The 22,271-nt window shown below is 35.8% G+C and carries 21 protein-coding genes; 20 read left to right on the top strand and 1 reads right to left on the bottom strand.

From position 1 onward, the window contains the following. Positions 1–21 precede the first annotated feature (21 nt). From recD2 to N9R04_RS07070, 16 genes are all read left to right on the top strand, one after another. The gene (recD2, locus tag N9R04_RS07145) at positions 22–2,442 is read left to right on the top strand and encodes an SF1B family DNA helicase RecD2 (RefSeq protein ID WP_262856020.1); all 2,421 of its coding nucleotides are present in this window, start codon (positions 22–24) and stop codon (positions 2,440–2,442) included. A gap of 288 nt (positions 2,443–2,730) precedes the next feature. Further along, the gene (gene alaS / locus N9R04_RS07140; protein WP_262856019.1) at positions 2,731–5,361 is read left to right on the top strand and encodes an alanine--tRNA ligase; all 2,631 of its coding nucleotides are present in this window, start codon (positions 2,731–2,733) and stop codon (positions 5,359–5,361) included. 71 nt (positions 5,362–5,432) lie between these two features. After that, positions 5,433–5,696, top strand: a complete 264-nt coding sequence (locus N9R04_RS07135) for an IreB family regulatory phosphoprotein (RefSeq protein ID WP_262856018.1) — start codon at positions 5,433–5,435, stop codon at positions 5,694–5,696. Positions 5,697–5,699: 3 nt separating this feature from the next. Continuing rightward, on the top strand, positions 5,700–6,128 hold the full coding sequence (gene ruvX, locus N9R04_RS07130; RefSeq protein WP_262856017.1) for a Holliday junction resolvase RuvX: 429 nt from the start codon (positions 5,700–5,702) through the stop codon (positions 6,126–6,128). Between the two features lie 16 nt (positions 6,129–6,144). Next, positions 6,145–6,459 carry a DUF1292 domain-containing protein gene (locus tag N9R04_RS07125; RefSeq protein WP_262856016.1) on the top strand — a complete coding sequence of 105 codons (315 nt, stop codon included), beginning with the start codon at positions 6,145–6,147 and terminating at the stop codon, positions 6,457–6,459. 343 nt (positions 6,460–6,802) lie between these two features. Next, the gene (locus N9R04_RS07120; RefSeq protein WP_262856015.1) at positions 6,803–7,450 is read left to right on the top strand and encodes an O-methyltransferase; all 648 of its coding nucleotides are present in this window, start codon (positions 6,803–6,805) and stop codon (positions 7,448–7,450) included. After that, the gene (locus N9R04_RS07115; RefSeq protein WP_262856014.1) at positions 7,443–8,366 is read left to right on the top strand and encodes a peptidase U32 family protein; all 924 of its coding nucleotides are present in this window, start codon (positions 7,443–7,445) and stop codon (positions 8,364–8,366) included. The genes N9R04_RS07120 and N9R04_RS07115 overlap by 8 nt, the downstream gene beginning before the upstream one ends. 14 nt (positions 8,367–8,380) lie before the next feature. After that, complete coding sequence (locus tag N9R04_RS07110; protein WP_262856013.1) at positions 8,381–9,652, top strand: peptidase U32 family protein; 1,272 nt, start codon at positions 8,381–8,383, stop codon at positions 9,650–9,652. Beyond that, positions 9,649–10,272: a uridine kinase gene (gene udk / locus N9R04_RS07105; RefSeq protein ID WP_262856012.1), complete on the top strand. Its 624-nt coding sequence runs from the start codon at positions 9,649–9,651 to the stop codon at positions 10,270–10,272. The genes N9R04_RS07110 and udk overlap by 4 nt, the downstream gene beginning before the upstream one ends. A 26-nt stretch (positions 10,273–10,298) precedes the next feature. After that, positions 10,299–10,775 (top strand): transcription elongation factor GreA, encoded by a 477-nt coding sequence (gene greA, locus N9R04_RS07100; protein WP_262856011.1) that lies wholly within the window; start codon positions 10,299–10,301, stop codon positions 10,773–10,775. A 775-nt stretch (positions 10,776–11,550) separates the two neighbouring features. Beyond that, entirely contained in the window at positions 11,551–12,291 is a 741-nt protein-coding gene (pxpB, locus tag N9R04_RS07095; RefSeq protein WP_262856009.1) for a 5-oxoprolinase subunit PxpB, read from the top strand. Next, positions 12,275–13,285 (top strand): 5-oxoprolinase subunit C family protein, encoded by a 1,011-nt coding sequence (locus tag N9R04_RS07090; protein WP_262856008.1) that lies wholly within the window; start codon positions 12,275–12,277, stop codon positions 13,283–13,285. The genes pxpB and N9R04_RS07090 overlap by 17 nt, the downstream gene beginning before the upstream one ends. Beyond that, positions 13,282–13,731 carry an acetyl-CoA carboxylase biotin carboxyl carrier protein gene (locus tag N9R04_RS07085; RefSeq protein ID WP_262856007.1) on the top strand — a complete coding sequence of 150 codons (450 nt, stop codon included), beginning with the start codon at positions 13,282–13,284 and terminating at the stop codon, positions 13,729–13,731. Before N9R04_RS07090 ends, N9R04_RS07085 begins: the two co-directional genes overlap by 4 nt. A gap of 20 nt (positions 13,732–13,751) precedes the next feature. Then, positions 13,752–15,107 carry an acetyl-CoA carboxylase biotin carboxylase subunit gene (locus N9R04_RS07080; protein WP_262856006.1) on the top strand — a complete coding sequence of 452 codons (1,356 nt, stop codon included), beginning with the start codon at positions 13,752–13,754 and terminating at the stop codon, positions 15,105–15,107. A gap of 2 nt (positions 15,108–15,109) precedes the next feature. Continuing rightward, the gene (pxpA, locus tag N9R04_RS07075) at positions 15,110–15,868 is read left to right on the top strand and encodes a 5-oxoprolinase subunit PxpA (RefSeq protein WP_262856005.1); all 759 of its coding nucleotides are present in this window, start codon (positions 15,110–15,112) and stop codon (positions 15,866–15,868) included. A gap of 3 nt (positions 15,869–15,871) precedes the next feature. Further along, complete coding sequence (locus N9R04_RS07070; protein WP_262856003.1) at positions 15,872–17,107, top strand: NRAMP family divalent metal transporter; 1,236 nt, start codon at positions 15,872–15,874, stop codon at positions 17,105–17,107. A 598-nt stretch (positions 17,108–17,705) separates the two neighbouring features. Here the strand turns inward: N9R04_RS07070 and N9R04_RS07065 are convergent. Further along, complete coding sequence (locus tag N9R04_RS07065) at positions 17,706–18,890, bottom strand: MFS transporter (RefSeq protein ID WP_262856002.1); 1,185 nt, start codon at positions 18,888–18,890, stop codon at positions 17,706–17,708. Between the two features lie 225 nt (positions 18,891–19,115). Here N9R04_RS07065 and mtnN point away from each other — a divergent pair, with 225 nt between their 5' ends. The 4 genes from mtnN to aroE are packed head-to-tail and all read left to right on the top strand — an operon-like array spanning position 19,116 to position 22,261. Continuing rightward, on the top strand, positions 19,116–19,805 hold the full coding sequence (gene mtnN / locus N9R04_RS07060; protein ID WP_262856001.1) for a 5'-methylthioadenosine/S-adenosylhomocysteine nucleosidase: 690 nt from the start codon (positions 19,116–19,118) through the stop codon (positions 19,803–19,805). Positions 19,806–19,817: 12 nt separating this feature from the next. Continuing rightward, the gene (locus tag N9R04_RS07055; RefSeq protein WP_262856000.1) at positions 19,818–20,342 is read left to right on the top strand and encodes a YqeG family HAD IIIA-type phosphatase; all 525 of its coding nucleotides are present in this window, start codon (positions 19,818–19,820) and stop codon (positions 20,340–20,342) included. Positions 20,343–20,360: 18 nt separating this feature from the next. Further along, complete coding sequence (yqeH, locus tag N9R04_RS07050; RefSeq protein ID WP_262856039.1) at positions 20,361–21,452, top strand: ribosome biogenesis GTPase YqeH; 1,092 nt, start codon at positions 20,361–20,363, stop codon at positions 21,450–21,452. A gap of 11 nt (positions 21,453–21,463) precedes the next feature. Then, positions 21,464–22,261 (top strand): shikimate dehydrogenase, encoded by a 798-nt coding sequence (gene aroE, locus N9R04_RS07045; protein WP_262855998.1) that lies wholly within the window; start codon positions 21,464–21,466, stop codon positions 22,259–22,261. The last annotated feature ends 10 nt before the right edge of the window (positions 22,262–22,271 follow it).

Raw genomic sequence — 22,271 nt, 5'->3', positions numbered from 1 at the left:
CCTAGGGAGGAGGCGTAAATTTTGACCGACAACACACTTTTTAATTATTCGATGATTAAGGGTACAGTAGAAGCCATACTATTTCAAAATAAAGAAAATTTCTACACTGTCATAAAAGTTGAGACTATTGAAACTAACGAAGATTTAGAAGAAATGGCTACTGTAATAGGTTTCTTTCCAGATATCGTCGAAGGAGATATCTATACTTTTAAAGGTCAAATCGTCTCACATCCTAAATACGGTAAACAATTAAAAGCTGAAACTTTTCACAAAGAATTGCCTCAAACTAAAGAAGCAATTATAAATTATTTATCGAGTGAACTTTTTAAAGGGATTGGAAAGAAAACAGCTCAAAAAATAGTGAATAAACTCGGTGAAAATGCTATTAGTGATATTCTAGAGGATGCTACAGTGTTAGAAAAAGTCCCTAGTTTGTCTAAGAAGAAGCAAAAACAGATAGCAGATCAAGTATATGCTAACCAAGAAACTGAGCAAATCATTGTGCGCTTACATGATCTAGGTTTTGGACCTAAACTAGCTATGAATATTTATCAGACCTACAAAGGGGACACGTTAGAACAAATTGAAAAGCATCCCTATGACTTAGTTTATGATGTAAAAGGTATCGGTTTTAATAAAGCGGATACATTAGCGAGAAACCTAGGTATTTCATTTGATGATAACGAACGTTTAAAAGCCGGTATATTGTACGTGTTAGAAGAAGAATGTATTAAGCAAGGACACACGTACTTAACTGTCCCATTTGTAATAGAAACATCTATTTCAATGTTGTCAAAGCCACCCGAAGAAACTGTTAATGAGGATCAAATTATTCAGATGATGAGGGAACTTGTTGAAGAAGGTAAAGTCATAGAACAAGATAATGAAATTTCTGTCCCTAGTCTGTATTACTCTGAATTAAAAAGTGGCCAGAATTTGTTTCGCAATTATACATACGTCGAGCAACTACAACAATTTGAGAAATCAGACTTACAAATACACATAGGGGAAATAGAAGAAGCTCAAGGTGTTAATTATGCTTCCTCTCAAAAAGAAGCTCTGGAAACATTTATAAACTCCAAAACGATGCTCTTAACGGGGGGGCCTGGGACGGGTAAGACTACGGTGATAAAAGGTATTGTCGAACTTTATGCCAAGGTACATGGTCTATCGCTCGATTATGATGACTACGATGAAAGTGACTATCCCGTAGTTCTTGCTGCCCCTACAGGACGTGCTTCAAAGCGTCTCTCTGAAGCTACGCAGCTAGAAGCAATGACGATCCACCGCTTAATCGGGTGGAATCAAGAGACCAAACCTGAAGATCTACTAGATAATGAAATTAATGCTAGCCTGATTATAATTGATGAGATGTCCATGGTTGATACTTGGTTGTTTCATCAATTCATGAATGCGGTGCCTATCGATGCTCAAATACTTTTTGTAGGTGATGAAGACCAACTTCCATCAGTAGGACCAGGTCAGGTTTTCAAAGATCTAATTGAATCTAAAGTGCTTCCAAGAGTTAATTTAACTGAGGTTTACCGACAACAAGATGGTTCAAGCATTATCGAATTAGCACATCGGATTAAGTTAGGTCAACAAATTGATATTACTCAGAAGTATCATGACCGTAACTTTATACAATGCCATCCAGATCAAATTCCGTCGATTGTCGAAAAAGTAGCGCAAAGCGCAGTCACTAAAGGTTATGATATGAGTGATATTCAAGTCCTTGCACCTATGTATAAAGGTTCAGCAGGCATTAAAAAGTTAAATAAAGTTTTACAAGATATATTGAATCCGAAAGATGATGACAAACGCGAAATAGAATTTGGAGAGGTTAAATTTCGTAAAGGTGATAAAGTTCTTCAGCTCGTTAATCGACCGAATGATAATATATTTAATGGTGATATTGGAGTTATAGTGGGGGTCTTCTGGGCACGTGAAAATGAATTAGATAAAGATATTATAATAGTAGATTTTGACGGTAATGAAATAATTTTTACGCGTCAAGATTTAATTGAGTTGACACATGCTTATTGCACTTCTATTCATAAATCACAGGGCTCTGAGTTCCCGATTGTGATCATGCCGATGGTCAAACAATATTATCGTATGTTACAACGACCTATTTTGTATACTGGTCTGACAAGGGCTAAACAATCTCTCATATTTTTAGGAGATCCAGAAGCATTTGAGTTAGGTCTCAATACTCAAGGACAGAACAGAATGACCCATTTGTGTTCTATACTTAAAATTTATTTTGATAAAGATCATTCTTCTGAGGATGAACCATTTAATTCAAATGCGAGCGATCTAAATGCACAGAATGACAGCGCTTCAGCTCAGATGATTGAACTGAGCGAAGAGACTCTATTTAAAATAGATCCTATGATCAATATGGGAGAAGTTACGCCGTATGATTTTATAAAAGAGTGATTGACTTTAAAAATGAAAGTCAATACAATAAAGGTAAACGCATAAAGATAAGTAACACATGCTAATCTATAGAGATGTATCGGTTGCTGCAAGGTACAGCTAGCTTGTGCGAACGCTCCTTTATGTTAGATTGAATAACCTTGTTTGAGTGATAAAATGATTAAGTTGTCAATTGTCGATATATCATTTTATAACTAGGGTGGTACCGCGAAACGTTCGTCCCTTGAGGATGAACGTTTTTAACTTATTTAGCTTAATTATAGAAATAACTTTAATGGAGGAAATATAATGAAGAATTTAAAGGCGAGTGAAATTAGACAAAAGTTTCTTGATTACTTTGTGGAACAAGGCCATATGATAGAACCATCGGCGTCATTGGTTCCAATAGATGACGATTCATTGCTATGGATTAACTCTGGGGTAGCTACTTTAAAGAAATACTTTGATGGCCGTGAAATTCCTAAAAAACCACGAATAGTGAACTCTCAAAAAGCTATTCGTACGAACGATATTGAAAACGTAGGATTCACCGCTCGACACCATACTTTTTTTGAAATGCTTGGTAATTTCTCAATTGGTAATTATTTTAAAAAAGAAGCAATTGAATTCGCATGGGAATTTTTAACGAGCGATAAATGGATGGGAATGGAAAAAGAACGCTTGTATGTAACTATACATCCAGAAGATACCGAGGCGTATAGCTTGTGGCATGAGGATATAGGTTTAGAGGAAAGCCGTATTATTCGTATCGAAGGCAACTTCTGGGATATCGGAGAAGGTCCGTCTGGTCCTAATACAGAAATTTTCTATGATCGCGGCTCTGACTACGGTCAGAACGATCCTGCAGAAGAGATGTATCCTGGTGGAGAAAACGAACGATATCTCGAAGTCTGGAATTTAGTATTTAGCGAGTTTAACCATAACAAAGATCATACTTATACGCCTTTACCTAATAAAAATATTGATACTGGAATGGGGTTAGAACGTATGGCTTCCATTTCACAAAATGTTAGAACTAATTATGAAACAGATTTATTTATGCCGATTATTAAAGAAGTTGAAGTTATATCAGGTAAAAATTATTTAGAAAAAGATAACTATGATGTGGCTTTTAAAATTATAGCAGATCATATAAGAACGATATCCTTCGCTATAGCTGATGGAGCATTGCCTGCAAATGAGGGACGAGGTTACGTATTAAGACGTCTACTAAGAAGAGCCGTCCGCTTTAGTCAATCTCTAGAAATAAACGAACCATTTATGTTTAAATTAGTAGATATTGTTGCACAGATAATGGAACCTTACTACCCTAATGTCAAAGAAAAATCAGATTTTATTAAACGTGTGGTAAGATCAGAAGAAAAGAGATTCCATGAAACATTAGAAGAGGGCATGGCAATCCTAAATAACTTAGTCGATAAAGCGAAAGAGGATAATGATGAGATTAGTGGCGAAGATGCCTTTAAACTTTACGATACTTATGGGTTCCCTATTGAGTTAACAGAGGAGATAGCTTCACAACAATATTTAACAATAGATATGGATGGATTTGACCGCGAAATGAGTAAGCAACGTGATCGTGCTCGTCAAGCTCGGCAAAGTTCAGATTCAATGCAAGTACAAAGTGAAGTTCTTAAAAAAATAACTACACAGAGTGACTTTGTAGGATACGAAGTGGAAGATAAAATAACAACACTTACTGATATCGTACATAACGGTAAGGCTGTTAAGCGAGTTGAAGCTGGAGAAACTATATATTTCATCCTCAAAGAAACTCCATTCTACGCTGTTAGCGGTGGACAAGTAGCCGACGAAGGAATAGTAAGTAATGAGAACTTTGAAATTAAAGTTACTGAGGTTACTAAAGCTCCAAATGGCCAAAATTTACATCAAGGTGAAGTTCAATTTGGTACAGTCCAAGTTGGCGAAAAAGTATCCGCATCTATAAATCATAATGAGCGACAAGCTATTAAGAAAAATCACAGCGCTACACATCTATTGCACGCAGCACTTAAGGAAATATTAGGAGAACATGTTAATCAAGCAGGTTCTTTAGTAGCTTCAGATTATATGCGTTTTGATTTTTCTCATTTCGGGCCAATGAGTGATGAAGAAGTTAGAAAAGTTGAAAGCCTCGTTAATGAAAAAATATGGGAAAATATAAATGTTGTTATACAAGAAATGCCTCTTGAGGAAGCGAAGCAAATGGGGGCGATGGCCTTATTTGGTGAAAAATACGGCGATATCGTTAGAGTAGTGAATATGGCGCCTTTCTCAATAGAGTTGTGTGGAGGAATTCACGTAACTAATACCGCAGAAATTGGACTCTTTAAAATAATTAGTGAATCAGGTACAGGCGCAGGTGTACGTCGATTAGAGGCTGTCACAGGGAAGGCTGCATTTTTATATCTTCAAGATATTCAAGATAAATTTAATTCAGTAAAATCTAAAGTTAAAGTTAAAGATGACAATCAAATCGAAGATAAAGTAGACCAACTGATTCACGATGAAAAAGTCCTAACTAAAAGGGTTGATCAATTCAATAAGGAACTTACAAGACTTAAAATGGGTGATATTACAGAACAAGTAGAAGAAATTAACGGGTTCAAAGTGTTCGCAACTGAGGTTGAAGTATCTAATCCAAAAGCAATTCGAGAAGTTATGGATGATTTCAAATCTAAATTACAAGATACTATAATTATTTTAGTAAGTAATGTGAATGGTAAAGTGTCTCTTATTGCTACAGTTCCAAAAGACCTAACGAATCAAGTTAAAGCTGGTAATATTATCAAAGAAATGGCTCCAGTAGTAGGTGGTAATGGAGGAGGTCGTCCTGATATGGCTCAAGGTGGGGGGACTCAACCAGAAAACATAACAGAATCTTTACGTTTTATTAAAAATTATATTAAAGAGCTATAACTTATCTATAACCTCATGCTAGAATAGAGAATGTAATTAATCTCTATACTAATCTGAAGGAGTGTCTAAAAATGGAAAACTTCGACAAAACGATGAAATTTAGTTACGATGAAATTCCAAAAGAAGATGTTAAGTCTGTGTTGCAAAATGTATATACCACTTTACAAGAACGTGGTTATAACCCTGTCAACCAAATTGTCGGCTATTTGCTGTCAGGAGATCCTGCTTATATCCCCCGTCACAATGAAGCGAGAAATCAAATTCGACGCATCGATCGTGATGACATCATGGAAGAACTCGTTTCAAATTATTTACAAGAACATTCACAAGTTTAGTAAATGCTTAAGCAAAAAATCATAGGACTGGATGTTGGTAGTAAAACGGTTGGCGTTGCAATTAGTGATTTGATGGGTTGGACTGCCCAAGGCTTAGACACACTTCGTATAGATGAGGAAAATGAAGATTTAGGTATTGATAAGTTAGTAGATATAATTAATAGAGAAAATGTAGGTACTGTTATCATTGGCTTGCCCAAAAATATGAATAACTCAATTGGCTTTAGAGGTGAAGCTTCATTACATTACAAGGATAAGCTTCAAGAAGCGCTTCCTACGCTTGAAATTAAGATGTGGGATGAGCGTTTAAGTACAATGGCTGCTGAGAAATCTTTACTAGAAGCGGATCTTTCTAGACAAAAAAGAAAAAAAGTAATAGATAAAATGGCTGCAGTATTTATATTGCAAGGTTATTTAGATTCTATACAATGAAAAAGGAGAATAATTAATGGCTGATCATAATAAAGAAGCAGAATTACACGTAAATAGTGACGAAGAGCTATTAACTTTATATGATGAAGAAGGAAATGAAGTTTTATATCGCAAAATTTTAGAATTTTTCCATCCAGAGTATAAAAAAGAATATGTCATTTTAGCTGAAGAAGGCGCTGAATCTGATGATGACGATATGATTGAATTAATACCGATGATTAACGAACCAGATGAAGACGGTGAAGGTGGCAAGTTCTTACCGGTGGAAACAGAAGAAGAATGGAGCATGATTGAAGAGATAGTTAACACAGAAATGAATGATGAAGAATAATATATTGATCTCATTAAGTGTTTAATAATTATAGCTACTGTGAGGTAGTAAGAATTAAGATGAAATGTTTTTTCTACAGTTAATGATAGCAGGTATGATTTCTTAATAGCGCCCAATCCTATTATAAACAGGACTGCAAACCATTCAGCCAGCACTTCATAGTCGTTCAAGCCTGAGAAATTTACTTTAGGTCTTCGACTAGGTGCTGGCTTTTTAGTTATCACGCTTAAACTTTAAGCTAATTTATGGTAAACTATTTCAAGTTAAACTCGGTTATGCACTACTTTGCTCAGGGGTTCACTGATTATTATTGTGGTAAATATGACAATAAGGAAGAGATACTATGGACAAGAATCAAGATTATATCTTGAAATTGATGGAAAATAATAATATAACAATTGAAGAACTGCGCTCCTATGCTGAAAAACATCACGTTCCAATCGTTGATAAGATCTCTCTCGAAACTATCAAGCAACTTATTCGAATTCATCAGCCTAAATCGATCTTAGAAATAGGGACAGCCATAGGTTATAGCGCTATGCAGTTTGCTTCTTTATCTTCAAAAATACATGTTACTACTATCGAAAGAGATAAAGATATGCTGCAAGCCGCGAAGAATAATATTAAGTACTATGGTTATGAACATCAAATTACTCTAATTGATGGGGATGCACGAGAACAGTTTGATCGTTTAAAAAACTATAATTTTGATATGCTTTTCATAGATGCTGCTAAAGCACAAACTCGTAAGTTCTTTGAACTATATACTCCTCTCCTTGGCGAGAATGGTCTCGTAGTCACTGACAATATACTCTACCATGGACACGTAGCAAATATTGAAAATGTGCAATCTCGCAATCTAAGGCGAATGGTAAAAAAAATTCAAGATTATAATAAGTGGTTGATGAACAATAATAATTTTAATACACACTTTTTAAATATTGATGACGGCCTTGCAATTTCTATTAAAAAGGAGCAATTAGATGACTGAATTATTGGTTACACCTAAATCACTCTCTCACATCGAGGACCTTATAGACAGAGGTGCAGATGCTTTCGTGTTAGGCGAACAAAAATTTGGGCTAAGGGTTGCCGGGGAATTTAACCGTGAACAGTTGTCTCAAGCAGTCTCGCTTATACATAAACACAATAAAAAAGCATACGTAGCTGTAAATGGTATCTTTCACAATTATCACTTACCTGCTTTGAAGGATTATATTGATTTCTTACATGAATTACGTGTAGATCGAATTATTTTTGGAGATCCAGCAGTTGTAATGTATGTGAAAGAACAACAAGATCCTATTCCTTTAAACTGGGACGCAGAAACTTTAGTTACAAACTACTTTCAATGTAATTACTGGGGAGGTAAAGGTGCAAAACGAGCAGTGTTAGCTCGTGAACTTAACTTGGAAGAGATATTAAATATTAAGCGTAATGCAGATGTAGAGATTGAAGTACAAGTTCATGGTATGACTTGTATGTTTCAGTCGAAACGTATGCTGTTAGGAAATTATTATACTTTTCAAGATAGACAAATGAAAATTAAAAGAGACCACAACGATAAGGAATTATTACTTTATGATGAAGAACGTGATAATCTTTATCCTGTCTATGAGGATTATAATGGAACACATATTATGTCACCCAATGATATATGTTTACTGGAAGAGTTGACACCTTTATTGGAAGCCAAAATAGATTCAATTAAAATAGATGGACTATTACACTCTGAGACATATATTAATATTTGCACTGAACAATATAGACAAGCATTAGATTTATACAACCAAGACCCTGAAGTATATGAAGACGAAAAATTTATGCTCGTAGACCCTATAGAAGATATTCAGCCGGAACATCGTCCATTTGATGAAGGGTTCCTCTATAAACAGACAGTATATTAAAGGTGGAAAGTTATATGGAAGTACTTGAAAACATTCATTCTCCTTATAAAAAAAGTATAAAGAAGCCTGAACTTCTAGCTCCTGCTGGAAATTTAGAGAAGTTAAAAATAGCTGTGCATTATGGTGCGGATGCTGTATTCCTTGGAGGTCAAGAATATGGTCTTAGATCTAACGCCGATAACTTTACTATGGAAGAGATACGTGAGGGTGTAGAGTTCGCACAAGCATATGGTGCGAAAATTTATGTGACTACAAATATCATAGCTCACGATGAAAATATTGACGGCTTAGATGATTACTTAAAAGCTATTGAATCTACTGGAGCTACTGGTATTATTGTTGCCGATCCACTAATAATTGAAACTTGTAAAAAAGTAGCACCCAATCTCGAAATTCATTTATCAACGCAACAATCTCTATCCAACTACAAAGCAGTAGAATTTTGGAAAGAAGAAGGCTTGGATAGAGTGGTTTTAGCGCGTGAGACTGGCGCGGAAGAAATGCGCGAGATGAAAGAGAAGGTTGATATAGAGATTGAAGCCTTTATACATGGCGCTATGTGCATTGCTTATTCCGGTAGATGTACGTTGAGTAATCATATGACGGCTCGTGACTCTAACAGAGGAGGATGCTGTCAAAGTTGCCGATGGGATTATGATCTATTACAAGTTGATAGTGATGGCGAACTTGATCTTTATTATAAAGAAGGAGATATTACTCCTTTTGCTATGAGTCCTAAAGACTTGAAACTTATTGAGTCCATCCCTAAGATGATGGATATAGGTATAGATTCATTAAAAGTTGAAGGACGAATGAAATCGATCCATTACATCGCTACGGTAGTTTCAGTGTATCGTAAAGTCATTGATGCTTATGCAGAGAATCCAGAACAATTTAGAATTAACCCTGAGTGGTTAATTGAACTAGATAAATGTGCTAACCGCGATACAGCGCCTGCCTTTTTTGAAGGTACGCCAGGATATGAGGAGCAGATGTTTGGGTCTGAACAAAATAAAAAAGCTCCTTACGATTTTTGTGGTCTAGTATTGGCATATGATTCCGATTCACAATTAGCTACGATTCAACAAAGAAATCACTTTAAACCAGGCCAAGAGATAGAATTTTTTGGACCGGAAATTGATTCGTTTACTCAAAAGGTAGAGGCCATCTATGATGAAGAAGGTAACCAGCTGGATGCAGCTCGACATCCTTTACAGATTGTGCAAATTAAAGTCGACCATCCTATATACGCTAATAATATGATGCGAAAGGGTCTTGCTCAATGAATAATACAACCATCATAGGTATAGCTGGAGGTTCGGGGTCTGGAAAGACAAGTGTTACAACTGAAATTATGAAAAATTTACAGGGGCACAGTGTAGCGTTAATAGCGCAAGACTATTATTATAAAGATCAGTCCCATTTAAGTTTTGAAGAAAGGCTAGAAACAAATTACGATCACCCTTTCGCATTCGATAATGACTTGCTGATCGGAAACCTTCTTCAATTAAAGAATGGGGAAACAGTTGAGATCCCGACGTATGATTATACTCGACACACTAGAAGTAAAGAGACAATTACTTTTGAACCAAAAGATGTTATCATTGTGGAAGGCATTTTTGCGCTTGAAAATAAAGAGCTGCGCGACCTTATGGATGTTAAACTTTACGTTGATACAGACGCAGATTTACGAATACTAAGGCGCCTGATGAGAGATACGAAAGAACGAGGTAGAACTATGGATTCAGTTATTAATCAATATCTGAACGTGGTTCGACCGATGCATAATCAATTTATAGAACCAACAAAGAAATTTGCTGACGTAATTATACCTGAAGGTGGTAGTAATAAAGTAGCCATCGATATCATTACAACGAAGATTAAATCACACATTCGTAACCATTAGTATATTAGGAAAAGGAAGATGACATTATGGAAAACCAAAAACAGTATCCGATGACTCAGGAAGGTTTTGAAAAATTAGAACAAGAATTAGAAGAATTAAAAACGGTTAAAAGACCAGAGGTAGTAGAGAAAATTAAAGTAGCCAGATCCTTTGGCGATTTATCTGAGAACTCCGAGTACGACGCTGCTAAAGACGAACAAGGATTTATTGAACAAGATATTCAACGAATCGAGAATATGATTAGAAATGCTATTATTATCGAAGATACTGACGACAATGATGTAGTACAAATCGGTAAAACAGTTACTTTCGTTGAATTACCGGGTGATGAAGAAGAGAGTTATCAAATTGTAGGTTCTGCTGAAGCTGATGCATTTAACGGTAAAATATCTAACGAATCACCAATGGCACAAAGTTTGATAGGAAAACATCTTGATGATGAAGTCCGTGTACCTCTTCCAAACGGTGCTGAAATGAATGTTAAAATAGTTAATATCCAATAAATTATTTAGGGAGCGGGACAGAAATCTAATTTGAATAAAAAGATTTCGTAGTCCCGCCCCGGCAAAGATGACTAAAATTGAAAAAAGCTTGATACAAGCGCATTTCAAATCAGTCATCTACTGCCAAGATGCTGAAAGAGGGAGCGGGACAGAAATCTAATTTGAATAAAAAGATTTCGTAGTCCCGCCCCGGCAAGGATGACTAGAATTGAAAAAAGCTTGATACAAGCGCGTTTTCAAATCAGTCATCTACTGCCGAGATGCTGAAAGAGGGAGCGGGACAGAAATCTAATTTGAATAAAAAGATTTCGTAGCCCCGCCCCGGCAAGGATGACTAGAATTGAAAAAAGCTTGATACAAGTGCATTTTCAAATCAGTCATCTACTGCCAAGATGCTGAAAGAGGCTGGGATTTATGTCCCAGCCTCTTTCTCTCTAGTTAAAGACCTTTGTGTCCCAGCCTCTTTTTATTTATTTTACAATTATTTAACATAAAAATTATTAATTTGGTATTTACAGGCATTCCCTTATAATGCTGTAATAAAGGATACAGGTTTTATTTCTATGATATTCGAGTGATTAGAACACTCAAATTATTTACTAATATTAAATGTATTATACAATAATCATTAATAAAAAGGAGGCTTTTGTATAACCATGCTTTATAAAAATTGATAAAATTTCATTATTAAACAACTCTACGCTAAGGATGATATAATAGTTGTTAAGCATTCGTAAGCGTTTACTTATAATGTCTTAAAGGAGGTAAAACCCTCATGAAATACAAGATTATTAACGAACAAGCAATTATGGTTTACTTTGAAGATCACATTGCAGAGACAATATTTCAACAAGTACAACAACTCGTGCATTATATACATAGTCAAAAGGTAGAAGGCATTGAAGAAGTTATACCTTCTTATAGAGCGATATTAATTAACTTCGATCTTAAATTAATCACACCAACAGAGGTTATAAGACAGCTTAATTTAGACGATATTCAAGTTGAAGATCTAGAGAAAAAAGGTAATAATAATTCGACGATATATTTACCAGTATGGTATGGCGATTCAGCAGGACCCGATATTGAAGAAGTAGCTACTCATAATAATTTATCTATTGATGAAGTGATAGAACTACACACAAATGATGAGTATTTAATTTATATGCTAGGTTTTATGCCTGGCTTTCCGTTCTTAGGAGGGTTGAATGAGAAATTACACACTCCGCGTAGATCGGAACCTCGTACTAGTCTACCTGAAGGTTCTGTAGGGATTGCGAATCAGCAAACAGGATTATATCCAAGCAGTTCTCCGGGTGGTTGGCAAATTATAGGTCGTACTCCTATTAAAGTCTTCAGTTTGGAGAGAGATCCAATGTGTATATATCAACCAGGAGATAAGATTAAATTTTATGCTATAAGTCAAGCGCAATTCAATCAGATTGTTGAAGAGCAGTTATCGGAGAATTTTGATATAAGAAAGTGGGTGTCAAAAGAGCATGAGTATATTGATTAATAATCCCGGTTTATTTACAACTATTCAAGATGAAGGTCGTTTTGGCTACCAAGACCAAGGATTTTCAACTGCTGGCGTCCTTGATCTTTTTAGCTTCAAGCTTGGACAAAAATTAATTGGGAATAATGGTCCCGCTTTAGAATTTACTATCATAGGCCCTTCGATAACTTTTAAAAAGGCAAATACTTTTGTCATCACTGGAGGAGAGTTTGATAGTAAACTTAACGGTCAACCAATACATATGAAATGTGTATACCATGCTCAAGCGGGAGATGAGCTAAAGTTAGGTAAAGCTATAGAAGGGGCGCGCGGATATATATTATTCGGCTCACAAATTGATATACCAATGATAGCGAATAGCTATTCTACCCATACGAGAAGTGGTATTGGTGGCTTTAAGGGGCGTGCATTGAAGTCTGGAGATAACCTACCAACCACTTCACTTACCCCTCACGATAAATATATCGGACTAAGTACAAACGAAAGTGTCGTAGATCATACTCGCGAGGTTATCCATATCGTAGAAGGTCCTCAATATGAAAGCTTTTCGTCTGAGTCTATAGATAAAATTACAAAATCAGGTTATGAAATAAGTGAACAATCTGATCGTATGGGCTACCGTCTGAAAGGAGATCTCATACCGCCATCGTCATCAGCAGACATCACATCAGAACCTGTAGCTTTAGGTAGTATTCAGGTCCCTAATGATGGCAATCCAATTATTCTTTTAAATGATAAACAAACTGTGGGCGGGTATACTAAAATAGCAACAGTTACCCAAGCGGATCTACCGATTTTAGCTCAGAAAAAACCAGGCGATGTCATCTATTTCAAGTGGATATCAATTGAAGAGGCGATATCAAATTTAAGCGTTGCTGAAGAGTCCTTTAATAAAATAATAGAAGATGTTGAACGCAAACCTGTCTATGATATTAATCAACTTCGTTCTACATCTAAACGTGTTAATGCATTATTGAAAGGGGAAGCGAAATGAATTTTGAAAACATCGAGCAATTAATTAAATTAGTTAAAGAGAACGAATTAAAAAAATTTAAATATAAAGATTACGAACATGAAATTGAGTTAGATTTTACAGATGAACATGTAAGTCTACCAACTTCTCCGCTGACTGGAACTGGACAAACTGAGACTTCTAGTCAAGACAATTCTCAACCTAAAGATTCTGAGGGTCAAGGGGAAGATGCACAAACTGTAAACGCTCAAATGGTCGGAACATTTTATCTACAAGAAGAGAAAGAGTTGACTGATCCTATCGTTAAAGTTGGTGACAACATTAAAAAAGGTGATGTGATAGGCTTTATTGAAGCGATGAAAGTTATGAATGAAGTGACAAGTGATGTTGAAGGCGAAATCATTGATATCCTAGTAGATCACGGATCTAATGTAGAATACGATCAACCTATTATTAAAGTTAAATAAAGTTAAAGGGGGGGAAACCATTGTATCGTTGTTTAGTTGCTAACAGAGGAGAAATAGCAGTTCGTATTATTAGAGCATGCCGTGAATTAGGTATTGAAACTGTAGCAATATATGCTAAAGGGGACGAAACAAGTCTGCATGTCAGCTTAGCTGATCAAGCAGTATGTATTGGAGAAGCTAATGCATTGGATAGTTATCTCAATCAAGAACGTATTATTAGCGCGGCAGAAATGACAGGTGCCAACGCTATTCATCCTGGCTACGGATTTTTATCAGAAAGTCCTTCTTTTGCACAAAAAGTAGAAGAAAATGACATATATTTCATAGGACCAACGCATGAAACTATGAAGATGATGGGTGATAAGATTACTGCTCGGCAAACCGTCGATAATGCAGGGGTGCCTATTATTCCTGGATCGACTGATGCAGTTGAATCCGTTGAGGAAATTAAAGAAATTGCCAAAGATATAGGCTTCCCTCTTGTGTTAAAAGCTGCAAGTGGGGGCGGCGGTAAAGGAATACGCATCGTTAAGGAACCAGAGGCGCTTGATAAAGCATTTAAGGAAGCTAAAAGCGAAGGGAAAAAATATTTTGATGACGAGAGAGTTTACGTTGAAGCATTTATCCCTGTAGCTAAGCACGTTGAAGTTCAAGTATTAGGGGATGGCAAAGAGAATTATGTCCACCTCGGTGAAAGAGATTGCTCAGTTCAACGTAAGAATCAAAAATTAATTGAAGAGTCACCTTGTTCGGCTCTAACAGAAGAAAAGAGAACAAGTATTTGTGATGATGCTGTCAAAGTCGCTCAAGCTTCAGATTATCGAAGCGCTGGTACTATAGAGTTTCTCGTTACAGATGATGGCTATTACTTTATTGAAATGAATGCGCGAATACAAGTTGAGCATACTGTAACAGAAATGAGAGCAGGTAGAGATCTACTAGCTGCACAACTCTATTTATGGATGTATAATAAATTACCATTCAATCAAGAGGACGTTATTTTTGATGGCCATGTTATAGAAGCTCGGATTAATGCAGAGAATCCTGAAAAGAACTTTCAGCCTACACCAGGTAAAGTCAAGGCACTTCATTTACCTCAAGGTTTCAATGTCAGAGTTGATTCATTGCTTTATCATGGCTATAAAGTGTCGCCTTATTACGACTCATTAGTTGCTAAAGTCATTGTTAAAGCGCCTAACCGAACATTTGCGATCAATAAGCTCAAAAGCACATTAGATGAAATGGTAATAGATGGATTCACTACTACTGCAAACTTCTTATATGCTGTGCTGTCTTATCCAGCATATGCTGAGGGCGATGCAAGTGATGTCGATATTAAATTCTTAGAACGTCATCAAATCATTAAGGAGGTTTAAAGATGCAAATCGATTTAAACTGTGATTTAGGAGAAGCATTCGGTAATTATAGCTTCGGAGGGGACCAACACATCATACCTCTCATTACTTCAGCTAATGTAGCTTGCGGTTTTCACGCAGGTGATTGGAATGTTATGAATGAAACTATAAAAATTGCGAAAGAATCTAATATAGGTGTTGGGGCACATCCGGGTTTACCTGATTTACAAGGATTTGGTCGTCGAAATATGGATATATCACCTCAGGAGATCTATAATATTGTTACTTACCAATTAGGTGCTTTACAAGGTTTTTGTAACCTACATAATAAGCGTATTAACCACGTTAAACCTCACGGAGCGCTGTATCAGATGGGAGCGAGAGACGAAAATATTGCTAAAGCGATAGCTCAAGCGGTCTTTGATTTCGATTCAAGCTTAATTTTTGTTGGTTTATCTAATACAGTTTTAATTTCAGAAGCTGAAAAAACAGGTTTAACAGCAGCATCAGAAGTATTTGCTGACCGTCGATATGAAGATGATGGACAGCTTGTCAGCCGTAAAGAAGATAACGCGGTGCTCACAGATAAAGACGAAGCAATCGAACAAGTACTTAAAATGGTAACTGAACAAAAAGTAGTTACTAAAACGGGTAAAGAAATTGACTTGAAAGCTGATACAATTTGTGTTCATGGCGATAGTGCGCAAGCGCTTGAATTCGTCAAGAGTATCAGAGACACATTAAATAAAGAAGGTGTTTCAATTAAACAATTAGGGGGTTAACATATGGGGAATAGAGAACTTCATTCAAAGGAGAAAGATTTCGAATTCACTAAAGGTCATAAGAGGTTGTTATTAGGATCAGTATTCTTAATGGCGACTTCAGCTATTGGACCAGCTTTTCTAACTCAGACAGCGGTATTTACTGCTCAATTTACAGCGAGTTTCGCATTTGCAATTCTGTTATCAATACTTATTGATATTGCAGCACAAGTAAATATTTGGCGCATACTTGTTGTAACTGGTAAACGTGGTCAAGAGGTTGCAAATGAAGTAGTAAAAGGACTAGGGACATTTATATCTATACTCATTGCTATTGGTGGTCTTGCTTTTAACATAGGTAATATTGCTGGAGCCGGTTTAGGTTTAAATGCTATTTTTGGTATCGATGTTAAAATTGGTGCTGCGATTACAGCTATCTTATCTATAGCTATATTCATATCTAAAAGTGGTCAAAAAATCATGGACGTCGTCTCTATGGTGCTTGGAGCTTTAATGATCGTAGTTGTAGCTATAGTTATGTTTAAAGCGAATCCACCATATGGGGAAGCTGCTACACATGTCTTCTTACCAGAACATCCTGTAGCATTAGTTCTACCTATCATCACACTTGTTGGAGGTACGGTAGGCGGTTACATTACGTTTGCCGGAGCGCATCGTATTTTAGATTCAGGTATTAAAGGAAAGCACTATTTACCATTTGTTAATAAAGCTGCAATCTCTGGTATTTTAACTACTGGTGTGCTTAGAACGTTACTATTTTTAGCAGTGCTTGGCGTGGTAGTCACTGGTGTCACTTTAAGTCAAGACAATCCACCAGCATCTGTATTTGAACACGTGCTAGGCCCAATAGGTAAAAATATTTTTGGTGTCGTATTATTCTCAGCAGCTATGTCATCAGTTATAGGCTCTGCTTATACAAGTGCAACATTTTTAAAAACGATGAGTAAGTCTTTATACAATAGAACAAACCTAATAGTGATTGTCTTTATAGTTACTTCAACACTTGTCTTCCTATTGCTTGGTAAACCAGTAGCTTTATTAATTATTGCGGGCGCACTCAATGGACTTGTTCTGCCAATCACTTTAGGAACAATCTTGGTAGCAAGCACTCGTAAATCGATCGTTGGAGACTATAGACATCCTACATGGATGATGGTACTTGGAATAATTGCAGTACTCATTACTATAATCACAGGAGTTCTTTCTCTACAAAGTTTAGGCCAACTTTGGAATGGTTAGACAGTCGATAGTAATATACATTGAAATTCGATTGTAAATATATAAAGTTTGTTCGCGATTGATAGGTATGTTTAATAAATAGTTGGAGAGAGCGGGACAGAAATCTAATTTGAATAAAAAGATTTCGTAGTCCCGCCGCGGCAAGGATGGCTAGAATTGAAAAAAGCTTGATACAAGCGTGTTTTCAAATCAGCCATCTACTGCCGTGATGTTGAAGAGGGAGCGGGACAGAAATCTCATTTGAAAAAAAAAGATTTCGTAGTCCCGCCCCGGCAAGGATGACTAGAATTGAAAAAAGCTTGATACAAGCGCGTTTTCAAATCAGTCATCTACTGCCGAGATGTTGAAGAGGCTGAGACATTACATTATGTCCCAGCCTCTTTCTCTCTAGTCAAAGACCTTTATGTCCTGACTCTCTTTTTATATTGCGTTTAGTATAACTAAAGAGATGCGCCAGCCTTATGTCACTTACTGACGCATCTCATTGAAAAAGCAGTAATTTGAAATGGGATCTTTATAAACCTCTCTAGACTGATAGATCTATTATATGATATGTGTTACTTAATGTGTCTATTTTAGTCAACTTGTTAACACAACGTTAGTTTTTTGTATCGGGATTAATTCCCTTTGGAATAAAGAAACTGATGACTAATGCAACTAATGCGATTAATGCTAACAAGCTAAACGCTAAAAAGTAATGAGGAAGATTTTCTAAATAAATGGATAAAATAGGTGCAATAGCGGTACCTAAGAAAAGTATAAAAGTATTTACAGATAGGAAAAATCCTCTATTCTTAGCTGCTAACATTCCAACTTTAGATATGAGTGAAGGAATTAAGAAAGCGATGGCAGCCACAAAAATAATACTAAAGAAAGTAATAATTACTATATTAGTCGTAGCACCAATAAATAGAAGTGAAATAACTTCAACCGTTAAAGCAATTTTAATAACATTGATAACACTAATCTTATCGCTAACTCTACCCGCTAGTAAAGAGAGTAACATACCTAGGACACCTAAGAGTTTCACTACAAAATTAGTGGTTAAATCTCCGTGGACAAGCGATGAGGTTATATATTCATTTAAAATAGTATACATACTTATGAAATTAGTGAGTAAGGTCAGAGAGACAAAGAAACAAGCAATCACTGATTTGTAAAGCAATATATCCTTGAAATGACTTAGAAATTGAGACAATTTAATTTCAGGCTTACGATAAGGACTTTCGGGTACTGCTTTCATAACACCAAAAGTAAGTATAATATATAATATACTAAGAACAATGTACGTGACTCTCCAGCCGTAAGCATTTGAGATGACTTCACTCAAGTTCTGTCCTATAACACCAGATAACATAAAGCTAGTACTGATGAAACTAATAGCAGTAACTCGTTTGACTGGTGGATACATTTCAGTAGTATAAGCTAGGGAAACTGGAGAAAAAGCAGCAGCAAAAATACCTTGGAAAACACGTAAGAGCAATAATATTGTAAATGAATGGACAAAACCTATACACATTGAGACAACAACCAAACCGATAAGTCCAGTTAGAATAGTTTTGACTCTCCCAAACTTGTCTGAAATAACACCATACAATAGGCAGCTAATAGAGTAAGCTAATGAAAACACGACTCCATTCAAAGTTGCAGTAGCTTTAGAAATGCCAAAATCTTTAGCTATTAAAGGTAACATAGGAATAGCTGCATATAAGCTACACATAACTATTATGCCTGTAATAAAGAAAATAGTTGTAATTCTGTTGTATTTAATATTACTATCCATAACATCTACCTTTCTTTTTTTTGCCAGAAATATTATGACATGGAAAAACTTATATTTAAACAGCAATCTAATATTTTTCACAAAATGATAACAAATAGAATCTTTATAAAATATTATTAAATCATCCCTTAACCGATTAAACCTGTGAAGTCTGTAATTTAATCGAGACTTTAATTAGATTATGATAAAATGACTAAGGTTAGGATATATGAAGAGGTGAAAGTAATGATAGGCATTATAGGAGCCATGGAAGAAGAAGTTAATATATTAAAAAGTAAGATAAAAAATTTAGAACAACTCAATATTGCGCACGTAAAATTCTTTAGAGGAGAATTAAATGGGCGAGAAATAGTATTAAGTCAAAGTGGAATAGGTAAGGTTAACGTAGCTATTTCTACTACTTTACTCATCAAAGAGTTCCAACCGGATTTAATCATTAATACGGGTTCTGCGGGAGCATTAGATTCATCTTTGAATATTGGTGATGTCGTAGTAAGTGAGAACGTAACATATCACGATGCAGATGCGCGAGCGTTTGGGTATGAACTAGGACAAATTCCGCAAATGCCAGCTCTCTACAAAGCTAATGAAATGTTATTAGATTACACTATAGAAACAATCAAAGAAGAAAAACAAATTGCTAAGCAAGGTCTTATCGTTAGTGGTGATAGCTTTATAGGTACGAATGAGCAAAGACAAGCTATTAAATCATCCTTCCCCAATGCTTTAGCAGTGGAGATGGAAGCAACCGCTATTGCACAGACCTGTTATCAGTTCGATATTCCATTTATTATAACGCGAGCTATTTCTGATTTAGCTAATGGGGAAGCTGAATTGTCCTTTGAGGCTTTCTTAGAAAAAGCTGCAGTAGTTTCGAGCAAAATAGTTGAAAATTTAATTGGTAAAATAAATTAAAGGGGATAAGACATGGGATTACTTCGTAAATATTTCTTGCCAAATGCGTATGTTTCATCTATACACAACTTAGATTGGAACTTACTAGCTCAAAGTGGTGTTAAAGGCGTTATTACAGATTTAGATAATACTTTAGTAGGTTGGGATGAAAGCGAGCCAACCGAAGAAGTGCGTAACTGGTTTAGGAAACTAAACGAGTTAAATATAACCGTTACAATTGTTTCTAATAATAATGAGGCACGTGTCGCACGATTCTGTGAATCACTAGATGTCGATTATATCTTTCAAGCACAAAAACCTCGTGGCAAATCTTTTCAAAAAGCAATAGATCAGATGAAAATATCATCGAATGATATCGTGGTAATAGGCGACCAAATGCTTACAGATGTATTTGGTGGTAATCGTCGAGATTTATATACAATTATGGTGGTACCAGTTAAACAAACTGATGGTTTAATAACCAAATTTAATCGAATGATTGAACGACGTCTATTAAATTATTTTAAACGTAAAGGATACATTAAATGGGAGGAATAACTTTTGACTGAAATAGAAATGCTGAGATGTATAGGTTGTGGAGCACCCTTACAATCAGATAATCCACGAGCACCTGGCTACGTTCCAGAACATAATTTATTTAGAGATGATGTAGTATGTAAACGGTGCTTTCGTTTGAAGAACTATAATGAAGTTCAAGATGTAGGTATGGATAGCGATGATTTTCTAAATCTATTAAATGGCTTAGCAGATAAGCCAGGTATTGTAGTCAATGTCGTAGATATCTTCGACTTCGAAGGTTCTTTTATCAACGCCGTGAAACGTATTGTGGGTAATAAAAAGATCATATTAGCTGCTAACAAGATAGATCTATTACCTAAACAAATCAATAAACGTAGAGTTAAAGAATGGTTGAGAAGAAGCGCACGTAAGTATGGGCTCGATGCTGAGTCAGTTGTATTGCTATCTGCACGAAAAAAACAAGGTATTGAAGATTTAATAGAAGCGATTAATAAGATACGAAATAAGGAAGATGTATACGTAGTTGGCACGACTAATGTGGGTAAATCTACCTTAATCAATCGGTTAATCGAACAGAGTGTCGGTGAAAAAGATGTCGTTACAACCTCACGCTTTCCAGGCACAACGCTTGATATGATAGATATACCTTTAGATGAGAATTCGTACATGTATGATACACCAGGAATTATTCAAGAGCATCAAATGACGAATTTCGTAACAGCTAAAGAATTAAAAACGATTATTCCTACTAACGAAATTAAACAACGTGTCTATCAGTTAAACGAAGGGCAAACATTGTTTTTTGGTGGCTTAGCTAGAATAGACTATGTTAAAGGTGGAAGACGCTCATTAGTTTGCTATTTCTCTAATCAACTTAATATACACCGGACCAAGACTATCAAAGCAGACGACTTATGGAAGAACCGTATAGGTGATTTATTGAAACCACCACATAATGCCGCAGACTTTGATTTTACTAAGGTTAAACGCGTTCGTCTTGAAACTGGTAAAGAAAAACGCGATGTGATGATTTCTGGCTTAGGCTTCATTACGATTGAAGCAGGTGCAAAAGTAATATTACACGTACCTAAAAGTGTAGATGTCGTTCTAAGAAAATCAATAATGTAAGGTGGTCTGAAATGAATTTTGCTGTTATTGGTCATCCTATTGACCACTCTTTATCCCCGATCATGCACAATGAAAATTTTAAAATAAATGGCGAAGATAGCACTTATAAAGCCATAGATATACCCGAGGAGCAGTTTCATTTAATAAAAGAAATCGTTCGTAAAGAAAGTTTGGATGGATTTAATGTAACGATTCCACATAAAGAAAGAATTATACCTTATCTGGATGAAATAGATGAGCAATCACGACATCTAGGAGCAGTCAATACCGTAAAGATAACTAACGGAAAGTGGATAGGTCACAATACAGATGGTATAGGTTATGTAAAAGGTTTAAAAGCTATTTATCCTGATTTAGAAAATGCTTATATTCTTATGATCGGTGCTGGAGGTGCAAGTAAAGGTATAGCGAATGAACTGTACCCGCATCTCAATAACAAGTTAACGATTGCTAATCGTACCTTAGATCGCTTTAAAAATTGGTCGATAGATATTAATGCTATTAGTTTAAAGGAAGCTGAACGCTCATTAAGTGAATTTGATATTGTGATAAATACAACACCTATAGGTATGAAGAGTGAGAGTGAACTAATTATAAATTTAAGTAATCTTGACCCTGATACATTAGTGAGTGATATTATCTATACACCGCTGAAGACCGCTTTCCTTTCAAAAGCGGAAGAAAACGGGAATACGATCTTAAACGGGTTAGATATGTTTATCAATCAAGGCGCTGAAAGTTATAAGATTTGGACAGGTAAAGAACCTAATATTAAACATATGAAAAAGGTAGTTTTAAAATATTTATGAGGAGTGGAAA

It is taken from the genome of Staphylococcus marylandisciuri (genome assembly GCF_025519785.1).
In the GTDB taxonomy this organism is placed as follows: Bacteria; Bacillota; Bacilli; order Staphylococcales; family Staphylococcaceae; genus Staphylococcus; species Staphylococcus marylandisciuri.
The sequence above is the reverse complement of the archived record's forward strand: the minus strand, read 5'-3'. Positions and strand labels throughout refer to the sequence as shown.